This window comes from Sphingomonas quercus (genome assembly GCF_018863195.1).
Taxonomy (GTDB): domain Bacteria; phylum Pseudomonadota; class Alphaproteobacteria; order Sphingomonadales; family Sphingomonadaceae; genus Solisphingomonas; species Solisphingomonas quercus.
This window is the reverse complement of sequence record NZ_JAHKRT010000001.1, coordinates 424,751-439,659: the sequence shown is the minus strand read 5'-3', so window position 1 is coordinate 439,659 and position 14,909 is coordinate 424,751. Positions and strand designations below refer to the sequence as shown.

At 68.1% G+C, this 14,909-nt stretch carries 12 protein-coding genes and 1 riboswitch; of the genes, 7 read left to right on the top strand and 5 right to left on the bottom strand.

Going from position 1 to position 14,909, the window contains the following annotated elements:
• Position 1: 1 nt before the first annotated feature.
• The 5 genes from KOF26_RS02200 to KOF26_RS02180 are packed head-to-tail and all read left to right on the top strand — an operon-like array spanning position 2 to position 5,522.
• Entirely contained in the window at positions 2-1,162 is a 1,161-nt protein-coding gene (locus tag KOF26_RS02200; RefSeq protein WP_216319234.1) for an isovaleryl-CoA dehydrogenase, read from the top strand.
• Complete coding sequence (locus KOF26_RS02195; RefSeq protein WP_216319232.1) at positions 1,159-2,754, top strand: carboxyl transferase domain-containing protein; 1,596 nt, start codon at positions 1,159-1,161, stop codon at positions 2,752-2,754. Before KOF26_RS02200 ends, KOF26_RS02195 begins: the two co-directional genes overlap by 4 nt.
• Before the next feature lie 4 nt (positions 2,755-2,758).
• On the top strand, positions 2,759-3,208 hold the full coding sequence (locus KOF26_RS02190) for a DUF4440 domain-containing protein (protein WP_216319229.1): 450 nt from the start codon (positions 2,759-2,761) through the stop codon (positions 3,206-3,208).
• Entirely contained in the window at positions 3,205-5,067 is a 1,863-nt protein-coding gene (locus tag KOF26_RS02185; protein ID WP_216319226.1) for an acetyl/propionyl/methylcrotonyl-CoA carboxylase subunit alpha, read from the top strand. Before KOF26_RS02190 ends, KOF26_RS02185 begins: the two co-directional genes overlap by 4 nt.
• Positions 5,068-5,069: 2 nt before the next feature.
• Positions 5,070-5,522, top strand: a complete 453-nt coding sequence (locus tag KOF26_RS02180) for a MaoC family dehydratase (protein WP_216319223.1) — start codon at positions 5,070-5,072, stop codon at positions 5,520-5,522.
• A 27-nt stretch (positions 5,523-5,549) separates the two neighbouring features.
• On the opposite strand, the gene KOF26_RS02175 is transcribed toward KOF26_RS02180, so the two are convergent.
• Positions 5,550-6,827 carry a M20/M25/M40 family metallo-hydrolase gene (locus tag KOF26_RS02175; RefSeq protein ID WP_253200955.1) on the bottom strand — a complete coding sequence of 426 codons (1,278 nt, stop codon included), beginning with the start codon at positions 6,825-6,827 and terminating at the stop codon, positions 5,550-5,552.
• 88 nt (positions 6,828-6,915) lie between these two features.
• Positions 6,916-7,467, bottom strand: a complete 552-nt coding sequence (locus tag KOF26_RS02170; protein WP_435876831.1) for a gluconokinase — start codon at positions 7,465-7,467, stop codon at positions 6,916-6,918.
• Positions 7,468-7,914: 447 nt separating this feature from the next.
• Between KOF26_RS02170 and KOF26_RS02165 the strand changes: the two genes are divergently transcribed.
• Positions 7,915-10,875, top strand: coding sequence for a TonB-dependent receptor plug domain-containing protein (locus tag KOF26_RS02165; protein ID WP_216319220.1), 2,961 nt, complete (start codon positions 7,915-7,917; stop codon positions 10,873-10,875).
• A gap of 81 nt (positions 10,876-10,956) precedes the next feature.
• On the opposite strand, the gene KOF26_RS02160 is transcribed toward KOF26_RS02165, so the two are convergent.
• A complete protein-coding gene (locus KOF26_RS02160) occupies positions 10,957-11,871 on the bottom strand; it encodes a LysR family transcriptional regulator (RefSeq protein WP_216319931.1) in 915 nt (304 codons plus the stop codon).
• A gap of 114 nt (positions 11,872-11,985) precedes the next feature.
• On the opposite strand from KOF26_RS02160, the gene KOF26_RS02155 reads away from it, so the two are divergent.
• Positions 11,986-12,846 (top strand): NmrA family NAD(P)-binding protein, encoded by an 861-nt coding sequence (locus KOF26_RS02155; protein ID WP_216319217.1) that lies wholly within the window; start codon positions 11,986-11,988, stop codon positions 12,844-12,846.
• On the opposite strand, the gene KOF26_RS02150 is transcribed toward KOF26_RS02155, so the two are convergent.
• Together KOF26_RS02150 and KOF26_RS02145 are read right to left on the bottom strand one after the other, a co-directional pair.
• A complete protein-coding gene (locus KOF26_RS02150) occupies positions 12,843-13,325 on the bottom strand; it encodes a CAP domain-containing protein (protein WP_216319216.1) in 483 nt (160 codons plus the stop codon). The genes KOF26_RS02155 and KOF26_RS02150 overlap by 4 nt on opposite strands.
• A gap of 89 nt (positions 13,326-13,414) precedes the next feature.
• Positions 13,415-13,495: riboswitch (cyclic di-GMP riboswitch) on the bottom strand.
• A gap of 152 nt (positions 13,496-13,647) precedes the next feature.
• Entirely contained in the window at positions 13,648-14,871 is a 1,224-nt protein-coding gene (locus tag KOF26_RS02145; protein ID WP_216319212.1) for a PQQ-dependent sugar dehydrogenase, read from the bottom strand.
• Between the last annotated feature and the right edge of the window lie 38 nt (positions 14,872-14,909).

Below are 14,909 nucleotides of genomic sequence, written 5' to 3'. Positions count from 1 at the left end.
CATGCACGCCACGCCGATGGACTTCGGGCTGGGTGAGACCGCGGACATGATCCGCGACACCACCGCCCGCTTCGCCGCCGACCGCATCGCTCCGCGCGCCGCGGAGGTCGACGAGACCAACCTCTTTCCGCGCGAGCTGTGGCCTGAAATGGGCGATCTCGGCCTGCACGGCATCACCGTGGAGGAGGAGTTCGGCGGGCTCGGCCTCGGCTATCTCGAGCATGTCGTGGCGATGGAGGAAGTGAGCCGGGCCTCGGCGTCCATCGGCCTGTCCTATGGCGCGCACTCCAACCTCTGCGTGAACCAGATCCGGCGCTGGGGCTCGAAGGCGCAGAAGCGCCGCTATCTGCCCAAGCTGATTTCCGGCGAGCATGTCGGCAGCCTCGCCATGTCCGAGGCGGGGGCGGGGTCCGACGTGGTGTCGATGAAGCTGCGTGCCGAGAAGATCGGCAATGACCGCTATCGCCTCAACGGCACGAAGTTCTGGATCACCAACGCGCCGCATGCCGATACTCTCGTCGTCTACGCCAAGACCGATCCCGAAGCCGGATCGCGCGGCATCACCGCCTTCCTGGTCGAGAAGGGGACGCCCGGGTTCTCGGTGTCGAAGAAGCTCGACAAGATGGGCATGCGTGGCTCGGATACCGCCGAGCTGGTGTTCCAGGATTGCGAGATTCCCGCCGAGGCGGTGATGGGCCGGGAAGGCGAGGGGGTGAAGATCCTCATGTCCGGCCTCGATTATGAACGCGCCGTGCTCTCCGCCGGGCCGCTCGGGATCATGCAGGCCTGCCTCGACGTGGTGCTGCCCTATGTTCGCGAGCGGCAGCAGTTCGGGCGGCCGATCGGCGCCTTCCAGCTGATGCAGGCCAAGGTGGCGGACATGTATGTCGCGCTCAATTCGGCGCGCGCCTATGTCTATGCGGTGGCGCGGGCGTGCGATGCCGGCCGCACCACGCGCTTCGACGCGGCGGGCGCGATCCTGCTCGCCTCGGAAAATGCGGTGAAGGTGTCGCTGGAGGCGATCCAGGCGCTGGGTGGGGCGGGCTATACCCGCGAATGGCCGGTCGAGCGGCTGGCGCGCGACGCCAAGCTCTACGATATCGGTGCCGGCACCAACGAGATCAGGCGCTTCCTGATCGGCCGCGAGCTGATCGGCGCGTGACGATCATCCGCTCCCTCGCCGACCCGGCGGACCCGGCGTTCCGGGGCAACGCCGCGCATAATGCGGCGCTGGTGGCGGAGTTGCGCGCGCGCACCGCGGAGGCTGCGCTCGGCGGATCGGCACAGTCGCGCGAGCGGCATGTCGCGCGCGGCAAGCTCCTCCCGCGCGAGCGGGTCAACCGGCTGCTCGATCCGCTGTCGCCGTTCCTCGAAATCGGCGCGCTGGCGGCGGGCGACCTCTACGACGGCGAGGTGCCGGGGGCGGGCGTGATCGCCGGCATCGGCCGTGTATCCGGCCGCGAGTGCATGATCGTCTGCAACGACGCGACGGTGAAGGGCGGCACCTATTATCCGATGACGGTGAAGAAGCATCTCCGCGCGCAGGAGGTCGCCGCCGAAAATCATCTGCCTTGCCTGTATCTCGTCGACAGCGGCGGCGCCAACCTGCCGCATCAGGCCGAGGTGTTTCCCGACCGGGACCATTTCGGCCGCATCTTCTTCAATCAGGCCAACATGTCCGCGCAGGGTATTCCGCAGATCGCCTGCGTGATGGGCAGCTGCACGGCCGGCGGCGCTTATGTGCCGGCCATGTCCGACGAAACGGTGATCGTGCGCAACCAGGGCACGATCTTCCTTGCCGGTCCGCCGCTGGTCAAGGCCGCGACCGGCGAGATCATCTCCGCCGAAGAGCTGGGTGGCGCGGAGACGCACGGCCGCAAGTCGGGCGTCGTCGATCATGTCGCGGAGGACGATGCCCACGCGCTCGCCATCGTGCGCGAAATCGTGTCGACGCTCAACCGGCCGAAGCGCGTCGATCTCGACATCGCCGAGCCGGTCCCGCCGCGCCTCGATCCGGCCGAGCTGGCCGGGATCGTGCCGGTCGACGTGCGCGCGCCCTATGACGTGCGCGAGGTGATCGGCCGCATCGTCGACGGATCGGAACTGCACGAGTTCAAGCCGCTCTACGGCACCACCCTCGTCTGCGGGTTCGCGCGCATCTGGGGCATGCCGGTGGCGATCCTCGCCAATAATGGCGTGCTGTTCTCGGAAAGCGCGCAGAAGGGCGCGCATTTCATCGAGCTGGCCTGCCAGCGCCGCGTGCCCTTGCTGTTCCTCCAGAACATCTCCGGCTTCATGGTCGGCGGCAGATATGAGGCCGAGGGCATCGCCAAACATGGCGCCAAGCTGGTTACCGCCGTCGCCACCGCGCAGGTGCCGAAGATCACGGTGCTGATCGGGGGCAGCTTCGGCGCCGGCAATTACGGCATGTGCGGGCGCGCCTATTCCCCGCGCTTCCTGTTCACCTGGCCCAATGCGCGCATCTCGGTGATGGGCGGCGAGCAGGCGGCGTCGGTGCTGGCGACGGTGCATCGCGACGCGGAGCGCTGGACGCCGCAGGAGGCCGAGGCGTTCAAGGCGCCGATCCGCCAGAAATATGAGGATGAGGGCAACCCCTATCACGCCACCGCCCGCCTGTGGGATGATGGCATCATCGAGCCCGCCGCCACCCGCGACGTGCTCGGCCTCGCTTTCTCCGCCACGCTGAACGCGCCGATCGCTGATCGCGCGCAGTTCGGCATTTTCAGGATGTGACGCCATGCGCATGATCTTGCCTGCCGCGATGCTTCTCGCCGCTGCCCCGGCCCTGGCGGCGCCGGCCGACGACGCCGGCGCACTCGCTGCCGCGAAGGCGATGCTGGCGGCGATGTCGGCTGGCGACGCGGCGGCGTTCACCGCGCTGACCGTGCCCGAGGGCCTCGCCACCGGCACCGGTGTGCGTGACGGCAAGCCCTATGTCAGCACCCGAAGCTGGGCGGCCTTCGCCGCCAATGTGAAGCCGGGCAGCGGCGTCGTCGAGACGATGTCGCGCGCCGAGGTGCGTAGCGACGGAGATATCGCGATGGTGTGGGGCGACTTCACCCTCACTCGCAACGGCGCCTTCGTGCATTGCGGCATCAATCATTTCGACCTCGTCCGCCAGGACGGCAAATGGCGCGTCCTCAACGTCACCTGGACCCAGCGGACGGACGGATGCGCGGGCAGATGATTGAATCGCTGCTCATCGCCAATCGCGGGGAGATCGCGCGGCGGATCCTCCGGACGGCGCGGCGGATGGGCGTACGGACCATCGCCGTGCATTCGGATGTCGATGCCGGCATGCCGTTCGTGCGGGAGGCGGATGCAGCGCTGTGCATCGGCGCCGCGCCGGCACGGGAAAGCTATCTCGATCAGGCGAGCATCCTTGCCGCCGCCCGCGAGACGGGCGCGCAGGCGATCCACCCCGGCTATGGTTTCTTGTCCGAAAATGCCGGTTTCGCGGAGGCGGTGCAGGCCGCCGGGCTGGTGTGGGTCGGCGCGCCCCCGGCGGCCATCCGGGCGATGGGGCTGAAGGACGCCGCCAAGCGGCTGATGCAGGCGGCGGGCGTGCCCGTCACCCCCGGCTATATGGGCGACGACCAGACCGAAGCGCGCCTGTTTGCCGAGGCCGAGGCGACCGGCTGGCCGGTGCTGATCAAGGCGGTCGCCGGCGGCGGCGGCAAGGGGATGCGCCGCGTCGACGATCCCGCCGCCTTCGCCGACGCGCTGGAAAGCTGCCGGCGCGAGGCGGCGGCGGCGTTCGGCGACGATCGCGTGCTGATCGAGAAATATGTGCTGAACCCGCGCCACATCGAGGTGCAGGTATTCGGCGATACCCATGGGCAGGTTGTCCACCTGTTCGAGCGGGATTGCTCGCTCCAGCGCCGTCACCAGAAGGTGATCGAGGAGGCGCCCGCCCCCGGCATGGACGCGGCGACGCGCGCGGCGGTGTGCGAGGCGGCGGTGCGCGCGGCGCGCGCCGTGGATTATGTCGGCGCAGGCACGATCGAGTTCATCGCCGACGGCTCGGATGGCCTGCGCGCCGATCGCATCTGGTTCATGGAGATGAACACCCGCCTTCAGGTCGAGCATCCGGTGACGGAGTCGATCACCGGGCAGGATCTCGTCGAGTGGCAGCTGCGCGTCGCCAGCGGCGAGCCGCTGCCGCGCGCGCAGGACGAACTCGCGATCAGCGGCTGGGCGATGGAGGCGCGGCTCTATGCCGAGAATCCGGCGACCGGCTTCCTGCCGTCCACCGGTCCGCTTGCCCATCTCGTCTTTCCGGCCGGTATCCGCGTCGACAGCGGCGTCGAGCAGGGCGGGGAGGTCACGCCTTATTATGATCCGATGATCGCCAAGCTGATCGTCCACGAGCGCGACCGGCCGACCGCCGCGGCGCGTCTGGCGGCGGCGTGCGGCGCGGTCGAGGTATGGCCGGTGCGCACCAACGCCGCCTTCCTCGCGCGTGCTGCCGCGCATGATGACTTCGTCGCCGGTGATGTCGATACCGGGTTTATCGAACGCCATCAGGACGCGCTGATCCCGCCCGCCCGCCCGTCGGCTGAGCTGGTGGCGGGCGCGGCGGCGGCGCTGGTCCGTGCGGGCGGCGCGGACCCGTGGCAGGCGCTGGCCGGCTTCCGCCTCAACGGGCCGGAGGATCGCCGTGTCGCGCTGGTGATCGGCGGCGAGATGCAGCTGGCCGAGCCCATGGCCGGGGCGGCGCGCAGCGCCGTTGTCGGGACCGAGCGTGTGGCGTTTCTCAATGGCGAGGCGTGGCCCTTCGCCGCGCCCGATGCCAACCGCGCCGGAGGCGGCGCCGCCGCCGGCGACGGAGCAGTACTGGCGCCGATGCCGGGCCGGGTGGTCGCCGTCGAAGTGGCGGCGGGGGAGAGCGTCAAGGCCGGGCAGAAGCTGGTGGTGATCGAGGCGATGAAGATGGAACAGGCGCTTCAGGCCCCGTTCGACGGCGTCGTCGCGGCGCTGCCGGTGGCGGCAGGCTCGCAGGTCAGCGAGGGCGCGCTGCTCGTCCGCATCGAGAAGGAAGGCTGAGCATGGCCGGGCGCTGGTATGATGAGTGGCAGGTCGGCGATCGCATCGTCCACGACATCCGCCGCACCGTCACGGAGACGGACAATCTCCTGTTCTCGACGATGACCCACAATCCCCAGCCTTTGCACATCGATGCCGAGGCGGCGCGGGCGAGCGAGTTCGGCCAGATCCTCGTCAACGGCACCTTCACCTTCGCGCTGATGATCGGCCTGTCGGTGGGCGACACCACGCTCGGCACGCTCGTCGCCAATCTCGGCTATGACAAGCTGGTCATGCCGAGGCCGGTGTTTCTCGGCGACACGCTGCGCGCCGAGACGGGGGTGGAGGCGCTGCGCGAGTCCCGCTCGCGGCCGGACGCGGGCGTCGTCACCTTCCGCCACCGCGCGCTCAACCAGCGCGATGAGCCGGTGTGCGAATGTCTGCGCACCGCCTTGCTCGCACGCAAGCCGGCCTGATCCCTTCTCCCCCGGGCGCGGGGGGATCTATCTGTAGCCCGCCACCGCCAGCACGGAGAGCAGGTCGAGCCGGAGGATGCGCAGCGCCGGCTCCCTGGTGGTGCCGACCCATTCGTCGAGCGAATGGCTGCGGCCGCCCTGGGCCGAGCGGGCGATGGTGATTGCCGGGATGCCAAGGCTCATCGGCACGTTGGAATCGGTGGAGCTGGAGCTGTAGCGCGGGGTGATGCCGGCGGAGGCATAGGCCGCCGTGGTGAAGCCGACGATATCGGCATCGCGCGGCGTGGCGCCTGCCGGGCGATCGCCGACCAGCTTGATGTCGACCTTGACCGGGCCTTCCGCGGTGGAGCGCGCCGCATTTTCGCCGGCGACGGCGCGCCCGACAATGTCGAGGAACTGCCGTTCGAGCCTGGCCAGCTCGGCGGCGCTTTCCGAGCGCATGTCGACTTCGAGCCACGCCTCGCGCGGGATGGCGTTGATCGAGGTGCCGCCGCCGACGACGCTGGCGCTGTAGGTCGTCTTCGGCGAGGCTGGCACCTGCACCTTGTAGAGATCGGTGATGGTCTGGCCGAGCGCCGTCATTGGATTGACCAGCCCAAAGGCGCCGAAACTGTGCCCGCCGGGCCCCGTAAAGGTGAGGCGATAACGCTTGGAGCCGACGCCGCCGATCGTGAATTCATCGGTGGAATTGCCATCCAGCGAGAAGAAGGCGGCGATGCGATCCTTGTAGGCGCCCTGTGTGAACAGGTGGCGCACGCCGCGCAGATCGCCCAGCCCTTCCTCGCCGACCGTGCCGACGAAGAGGATGTCGGATGGCGTGCGGATGTCTGCCGCGTTCATCGCATTGATCAGGCTGAGCTGGGTGGCGAGCCCGGTGGAATCGTCGCCGACGCCGGCCGCGAACAGCTTGTCCCCCTCGCGTCGCACCTTGGTCGGCGTGCCTTCGGGAAAGACGGTATCGAGATGGGCGGAAACGACGATCGCCTTGCCGCCCGGCTGGGTGCCGCGACGCAGGCCGAGGACGTTGCCGACCTCATCGATCGACACCTCCAGGCCAAGCTTGCGGAACATGTCGGCATAGGCCTTGCCCCGCTCGGCCTCCTTGAAGGGCGGGGCGGGAATTTCCGTCAGCGTGACGATGTTCTCGATCCACCGGGGATGTTCGCGATCAAGCTCGGCGAGCGCAGCCTTGAAGGCGGGCCTGACCTCGATGGTGCGGATCACCCGCATCTGGGCCGGCGACTGCGCCTGGGCCACGCCCGTCACCGCGAGCATCGCGGCGGCGATCCCGATCCTTGCCAGCATTGCCGCTCTCCCCTCAGCCAGTGCGGTCACCCTCTTGCCGGGCGGGATCGCGGCTGTCGAGGGCGCCGGCGGCGCGGCGCGGCGGCGCTCAGCTGGCCATTTTCTCGCGCAAGCCCAGCCATTGGCGGGCAGCACGCACCAGATCTGCCGGCGGCTGGCCGGCGTCGAGGGTGATCGCCTGCTCGTCGGGCGCGGGAATCTCGAGCGCCTCGAGCTGGCTGGACAGCAGGCTGACCGGCATGAAGTGACCCGGCCGGTTGCCGAGCCGGCGGACCAGCTCGTCGCGCCCGGCATTGAGCAGGATGAAGGCGATCGGCGTGCCCGCCGCGCGGCATAGCCGCTCGCGATAGCTGCGTTTCAGCGCCGAGCAGGCGGCCACCGCCGCGCCCTCGGCCGAGATGGCGGCGCCGATCGTCTCGCCGAGCCGATCGAGCCACGGCCAGCGATCCTCGTCGACGAGAGGCTGGCCGGAGCGCATCTTCGCGACATTTTCCGCCGAGTGGAAATCATCGGCTTCGAGGAAGCGGCATTTGAGATCCTGGGCGAGCAATGCGCCCAACGTGGATTTGCCGCTGCCGCTGACGCCCATGACGATGACCGCCCGTGGCGGGGCTGCGGCGATATCGGATTGCCGTCGCACCTGACTTCCCTGATTCAAAGGCCCGGGCCGCGGGCGTCCCATGAGGCGGCGCCTCCAGAGGGAGCCGGACTTCGCCGCTGTTATCGAACGAGGGCGGCGGATGGCTATTACGACCTTGGTCTCGGGTGCCGCGTAGGCAAATTCTGCTACAGCGAGGTTAATCAGCAAGAAGCGCACGCGCGCCGCGAATGTGGGAGGATAATATGAGGCATCGCCCCAGGGCAGGGCCAGTCGGCTCGCCGTCGCGCGATGTGCTTTGCCGGTCGTACCGCTCCACTTGCAGCATGCGCTCCGGCTGATTGCGAACATTCGCGCTCGCCGATGGCCCGATCCACGCAATTCGATCTGCTCCATCGGATGCGCCTCGGCGAACTTCTTGAACACCATAGATGAACCGGGTCCGGCCCCGCTGCCGGGACTGTAAAAACGGGGAGTAACATGAATAAAATGAACTTCACCCTGGCGTTGCTGGCTGGCTCCAGCCTCGTCGGCCTGGCCGCGCCCGCCATGGCGCAGGAGCCGGTGGCGGCGCCCGCCGCGGCCGCCGCGCCGGCCGCGCCCGCCGAGGGCGAGATTGTCGTCACCGGCTCGCGCATCACCTCGAGCAGCTTCGCGGCGCCGACGCCGACCCAGATGGTCGATGCCGCCCAGCTGCAGGCCAATGCCCAGCCGAACATCTTCACCACTATCGCCCAGCTGCCTTCGCTGCTCGGCTCGACCGGCGCCACCGTCGGCAACAACAGCACGTCGAGCGGCACGCAGGGCCTCAGCTCCTTCGCGCTGCACGGCCTCGGCACGATCCGCACGCTGACCCTGCTCGACGGCCAGCGCGTCGTCGGCGCCAACGTGACCGGCGTACCGGACATCAGCCTGTTCCCGCAGATCCTCGTCGAGCGCGTCGACGTGGTGACCGGCGGCGCTTCTGCCTCCTACGGTTCGGACGCCGTCGGCGGCGTCGTCAACTTCGTCACCCAGAAGCATTTCGAGGGTGTGAAGGGCAATTTCCAGACCGGCATCAGCACCTATGGCGACAATGCCCAGGGCACCGCGCAGGTCGCGCTTGGCAAGGCGTTCATGGATGGCCGCCTGCATGTCGTGGTCAGCGGCGAGTATGATTATGAGGAGGGCGTGGGCGCCGGCGGCTATGGCGAGGCCGCCCCGGCCGGCCGCGACTGGTATCGCACCTCCACCTTGTTCGACACCGGCAGCACCGCCGCCGGCGGCGGTCCGCAGTATATCCGCGGCGACCATGCCCAGGCCTATCAATATTCGAAATACGGCCTGATCACCGCCGGTCCGCTCCAGGGCACCGCGATCGGCGCCGACGGCAAGCCTTTCACCTTCGTCTATGGCGGCAACGCCAACGGCGTGCAGGGCGTGCCTGCCAAGAATGCGGCGGGCACCGTCAACAATTGCTATAACGGCTTCTGCATGGGCGGCGACCTGTCCGGCAATGTCGGCATCGGCACCACGCTGCAGGCGAGCATCAAGCGCTGGAACACCTATTCCCGCGTCGGCTTCGACATCACGCCCGACACCGAGCTCTATGTCACCGCCAACGTCGCCAAGATCAGCACCCAGACGCAGCCCAACCCGGGTGCCGCCAAGAGCGGCCTGATCATCCAGTGCGCCAATCCGTTCGTGCCGGACCTCGTCCAGCAGGCCTGCGCGGCCAACGGCATCAGCCAGTTCCAATATGGTCTCAGCAACGCCATCCTGCCGAACATCACCGTCAACCCGACGCGCCAGCAATATCGCTTCGTCGGCGGCCTGACGGGCAAGGCCAGCCTGTTCGGCACCGACTGGCGCTACGACACCTATTACGAGCATGGTGAAAGCATCACCGACATCCGTGTCGACAACATCACGCTCAACAATCGCTACAACAACGCCATCCAGGCGACTGTGCTGAACGGGCAGATCGTCTGCTCCAACGCCACGGCGCGGGCCAATGGCTGCGTCCCGCTCAACATCTTCGGCAATGTCGCGCCGTCGGCGGCGACGCTCAACTATATCGAGCCGGGCGCTGGCCCCTTCCAGCACACCCGCCAGACGCAGGACGTCGCCAGCTTCAACGTGTCCGGCGAGCCGGCGCAGCTCTGGGCCGGTCCGCTCTCCGTCGCCACCGGCGTCGAGTGGCGCCGCGAGTGGTACAAGGTGACCGGCGATCCCTACAGCAACGGCAATGGCGCCGCGAATGGCGACCTGGCCTCGCTCTACCCGGTCGACCCGACGCTGAACGCTGCCGGCAACAACTGGTATGCCGGCAACTATCGCAGCGGCGGCGGTTCCTACCATGTGCTGGAGGGCTTCCTCGAGCTCAACCTGCCGGTGATCGATTCCGAGGCGCTGGGCCGCGCCAACCTCAACGGCGGCATCCGCGTGACCGACTACAGCACGTCGGGCACCACCTATGCGTGGAAGATCGGCGGCACCTGGGACACCCCCATCGACGGCATCAAGCTGCGCGCGGTGACCTCGCGTGACGTGCGTGCGCCGAACCTGTCGGAGCTGTTCGCGGCCGGCAGCTCGGTCAACACGCCGAACTTCAACAATCCGTTCGGCGCGCCGGTCAACATCCTGCAGATCACCAGCGGCAACCCCGCGCTGAAGCCGGAAGTCGGCCGCAACACCACCGCCGGCATCGTGCTGTCGCGGCCGAGCTGGGCGCCGGGCCTGAACCTGTCTGTCGACTGGTACAAGGTGAAGGTGTCGGGCGTCATCGCCAGCCTGTCGCCGACGCAGGTCGTCAATTTCTGCTTCGACGGCACGCTCGCCAACTGCAAGAACCTGTCCAACGCCTATTTCGACCTCAGCCATGCCGACGGCGTCGGCAATTTCGTCAACACCCAGCCGTTCAACTTCGCCAAGCTGCTGGCCGAGGGTCTGGACATCGAGGCGACCTACCAGTTCGTCAATCCGCTCGGGCTTGACGGCCGCCTGACGCTGCGCGCGCTGGCCACTCACGTCATCCACAACACCCAGGATTCCGGCATTCCCGGCTCGATCCCAATCGACTCGGCGGGCGTGAACTCCGGCGCGACGCCGAACTGGAAGCTGCTCGGCATGCAGACCTGGGCGACCGACAAGTGGCGCTTCACCCTGCAGGAGCGCTGGTTCTCGGACGGCGTCTACAACAGCACCTACATTGTCTGCCAGACGAACTGCCCGGTCTCGACCAGCAACAACCGGACCATCGACAACAACACGATGAAGGGCGCCTTCTACGTGGACGTGTCGGGATCCTACAGCATCACGAAGAGCATCGAGGCCTATTTCAAGGTCGACAACCTGTTCAACCGCGATCCGGAGCCGAGCCCGGCGACCAACACCGGTATCGATCTCAACCCGCAGCTCTATGATGTGCTGGGCCGGATGTTCCGCCTTGGCGTGCGCGTGAACTTCTAACCTCTCGAACCCCCCTGCACCCCGCCATGGCGGCGCCAGACGGTGCTGTCGTGGCGGGTTTTTTTTGGCCGTCGGGGGCGATCAATGTTGATCGAGAGGCGCGACCAGTTCCGCCACGAAATCGATCAGCGCGCGGACCTTCGCGGGGCGATGGCGGCGCGAGGGACTGACCGCGTGCAGCGGGAACATCTCGTCCGGCCAGTCGGGAAACAGGTCGATCAGCTCACCTCGTGCCAGTTCGCCGCGCGTGCCGAATGCGAGCACCTGGGCAATACCCGCGCCGGCGAGGCAGGCGTCGAGCATCGTGCGCGCGTCGGAGGTGATCAGCCGCGACACCGGCCGCACCGGAAGCACCTCGTCACGGCGGCGGAATTCCCATTCATAGGGGCGACCATGCGCCGCGTCCCAGAAGTCGATCACGTCATGCTGCGGGATGTCGGACGGATGCGCCGGACGCCCGCGCCGCGCCACATAAGCCGGCGCCGCGACCGTCACCACCCGCGTTTCGAACAGCCGGCGCGCGACGAAATTCCCGCCCGGCAACGGCCCGAAGCGCAGCGCCAGATCGAAGCCGTCGGCGACGAGATCGCCGATCCGGTCCCGCATGATCAGCTCAAGCGCCAGCTCCGGATGACGGGCGACGAAATCCGCGACACGGCCGGCCAGCACCACTTGCGAGAAAAAGGGATCGACATTGACGCGCAGCCGCCCGCGCACCCGCGCCGCGGCGCCCGATGCCTCCGCCGCCGCTTCCTCTATGCCGTCGAGAAGCGGGCCGACGCGATCGTGGAACAGGCGGCCCTCGTCGGTCAGGCGCATCACCCTGGTCGTGCGATCGAGCAGCCGAACCCCGATCCGCGCCTCAAGCCGCGCGATCGCGCGGCCGACGCCGGAAGGGGTGAGGCCGAGCGCCTCGGCCGCGCGGGTCATCGAGCCGGCTTCGACCACGGCCATCAGCACCGTCACGCCGGAGAGCAGGCGACCATCATGGAGCATCGTCACAATTCCGGATTGTCAATCCATAATGATGTGACATATCGGCGCTCTGATCAATCTTCCGTCGCGGCTATTCCGTTGCTGTCCGAATTTCACAGGGAAGACCGCGACGTCATGTACGCAATCACTGCAATCACCGGCCGCGTCGGCGGCGCATTGGCCCGAACCCTGATCGATCGCGGCCATGCCGTGCGCGCCGTCGTGCGCGACGCGGCGAAGGGCGAGGCGTGGGCGGCACGCGGCTGCGCGGTGGCCCATGCCGATGCGTCGGACGCCGATGCGCTGGCCGCCGCCTTCACCGACGTCGCCGGCGCCTTCCTGTTGCTGCGGCCGATGTTCGACCCGGCGCCGGATTTCGCCGAGGCGCGTGGGGCGATCGCCGCGTTCCGGGAGGCGGTGGTGCGCGCCCGTCCCGCCAGGCTGGTGGTGCTGTCGACGATCGGGGCCGACGCCGAGCGGCCCAATCTGCTCAACGCGCTGCGTTTCCTCGAACAGGGGCTGGCCGCCGTTCCGGTGCCGGTCACCTTCCTCCGCGCCGCCTGGTTCATGGAGAATGCCGAATGGGACGTCGCCCCGGCCCGTGACGAGGGGGTGATCCGATCCTGCCTTCAGCCGCTGGATCGCAAGGTGGCGATGGTTTCGGCCGGCGACGTCGGGCGGGTCGCGGCGGACCTGCTGCTCGAGGATTGGCAGGGGGAGCGCATCGTCGAGCTGGAAGCCGCCGCGCGTGTCTCGCCGCATGACATCGCCGCCGCCTTTGCACGCGCGCTTGGCCGGCCCGTCCGCGCGGAGGCGGTGCCGCGCGAACAATGGGAGGCGATGTTCCGCGCTCAGGGCATGCGCAACCCGGGCCCGCGCATGCAGATGCTCGACGGCTTCAACCAGGGGTGGATAGACTTCACCGGGGCCAATGAGGATCACCGCAAGGGCCGCACCACGATCGACGAGGCGATCGCCGCCCTCGTCCGGCCCTAGAAGGCGCGTTCGCCGATCACATTGCCGCCCTCCGCATAGCGGCAGGTGAGGAACTGGTCATAGCGCCCGGTGACGACGGCGCAGCCGACCGTCTGCGTCGAGCGCCACACGATCTGCGTGTAATGGCCGACATCCTCAAGCTCGCCGGTGCGGCTGACATAGGGGAAGGTGCCGTCGACATAATTGCGCTTTTCGCTCAGCCACAGCCCGACCATCTGCTCGGGCGAGTAATAGCCCTTGGTGCCGGCCCACAGATTCTCGCCCTGCGGATCGCGATCGCGCGGGTCGCTCGGCGAGTGGACGAGATAGCCGACGCGCGCGAGGTGCTGGCTCCATTTCGCGGCATCGACGGCGAGCGCCGGGTCCCAGGTCAGCGGGCCGAGGCCGAGCTGGCGCCGGGCGACATTGTGAGCGAGCAACAGCCGTGCCTCGACGCTCGGCGGTTCGACGATCGCAGCGGTGAGGAAGGGGAGCGCCATCGCCGACAACAAGACCGCCGATATTCCCCGGCGGGTGACGGAATGAAGGCGCGAAAGTCCATCAAAGACGGTCCGCATGGTCAGCCCTATTCGGTAACCCCGCTACCTCGACACTGCCGAGACCGGAGGCTTTGCGTCCCGCCATCGCTGGCGGTTTGCCGTTATCGAAGGGCGAGCACGGCCGGCTTGAATGCCGGCAGGGCCGCCTTTCACCACGCATGGCCCGAAAAAGCGGGCAATGCGCGATTGGGAACGCCTAATACAGGATCGGGTTCCCGGAAGAAACCCCCGCGCGGAATTTTTTCCGCGCGGGGGGGATGGGTCACTTGCCCGGCGTCACGCGGAACAGACCGCCCGGATTGGCATCCTCGACGACCCACACCGCGCCATCTGGCGCCACCGCGACGTCACGGATGCGGTGGCCGACATCCCAGCGCTCGGCTGGCCGGGCGCCGCCCTTGCCGTCGAAGACGACGCGGCTGAGCGTCTTGCTGGCCATGCCGCCGATCAGCGCCGAGCCCTGCCACGCCTTGAACATCCCGCCCTTGTAGAAGGTGAGGTTGCCCGGGGCGATCACCGGCCGCCAATAGATGACCGGCTTGGTCAGGTCGGGCCGGGTGTCGGGGCTCGGGATCGGCACGTCGTCATAATTGACGGCGTAGGACACCAGCGGCCAGCCGTAATTCTTGCCGGGCTCGATCAGGTTCAGCTCGTCGCCGCCCTTGGGCCCATGCTCCAGCTCCCACAGGCGGCCGTCGGGCGCGAAGGCGAGGCCGTAGGGGGTGCGATGGCCGGAGGACCACACTTCCGACGGCGTCACATTCGGGCCGGGGAAGTTGTAGGTGCTCACCACCGGCGCGGTCTTGGCGGCTTCGGTGTCCTTCGGCGGATCGATCAACGTCACCTTCCCGGCGCCGGTCTTGCCGGCGCCCGGATTGCCCGGCGCGGGCTTGCCGTCCAGCGTCAGGCGCAGGATCTTGCCCAGTTCCTGGTTGGGATCCTGGGCCGGCGTCATGCGCTGGCGGTCGCCGACCGTCAGGAACAGATATTTGCCGTCCGGGGAGAAGGCGATCGCCGCGCCGAACTGGCCGCCCTTGCCCTTGGGCATCTGCCGCCAGATCACCTGCAGCCCCTCGAGGCTGGCCGTACCCTGGCCGATCGCCAGCCGCGCCCGCGCCAGGGCCAGGCTCGAGCCGCCCTCGCCGGGCTCGGAATAGGTGAGGTAGACATTATGGTCGGTCGCGTAATGCGGCGACAGATAGATGCCGAGCATGCCCCCCTGGCCGCCATAGGCCACCGCCGGCACGTTGGTGATCTGCACCTTCTGGCCCTGCTGCGTGACCAGATAGACCGGGCCGACCTTCTCGGTGACGAGCATGCGGCCGTCCGGCAGGAAGGCGATGCGCCACGGCAGATTGAATGTCGCGACCTGCGTCATGGTGAAGGGAAGGCTGGCTTCCGGCTTCTGCTCGCCCGCATTCACCTGCGCATTGGCCTGAGCCGAGGCGGCCAGCGCCAGCAGGAGGGCGGCCTTCGTCAACTTCATGATAATCTCCCCTGATCCGCAATCGGATGCAGTCCATG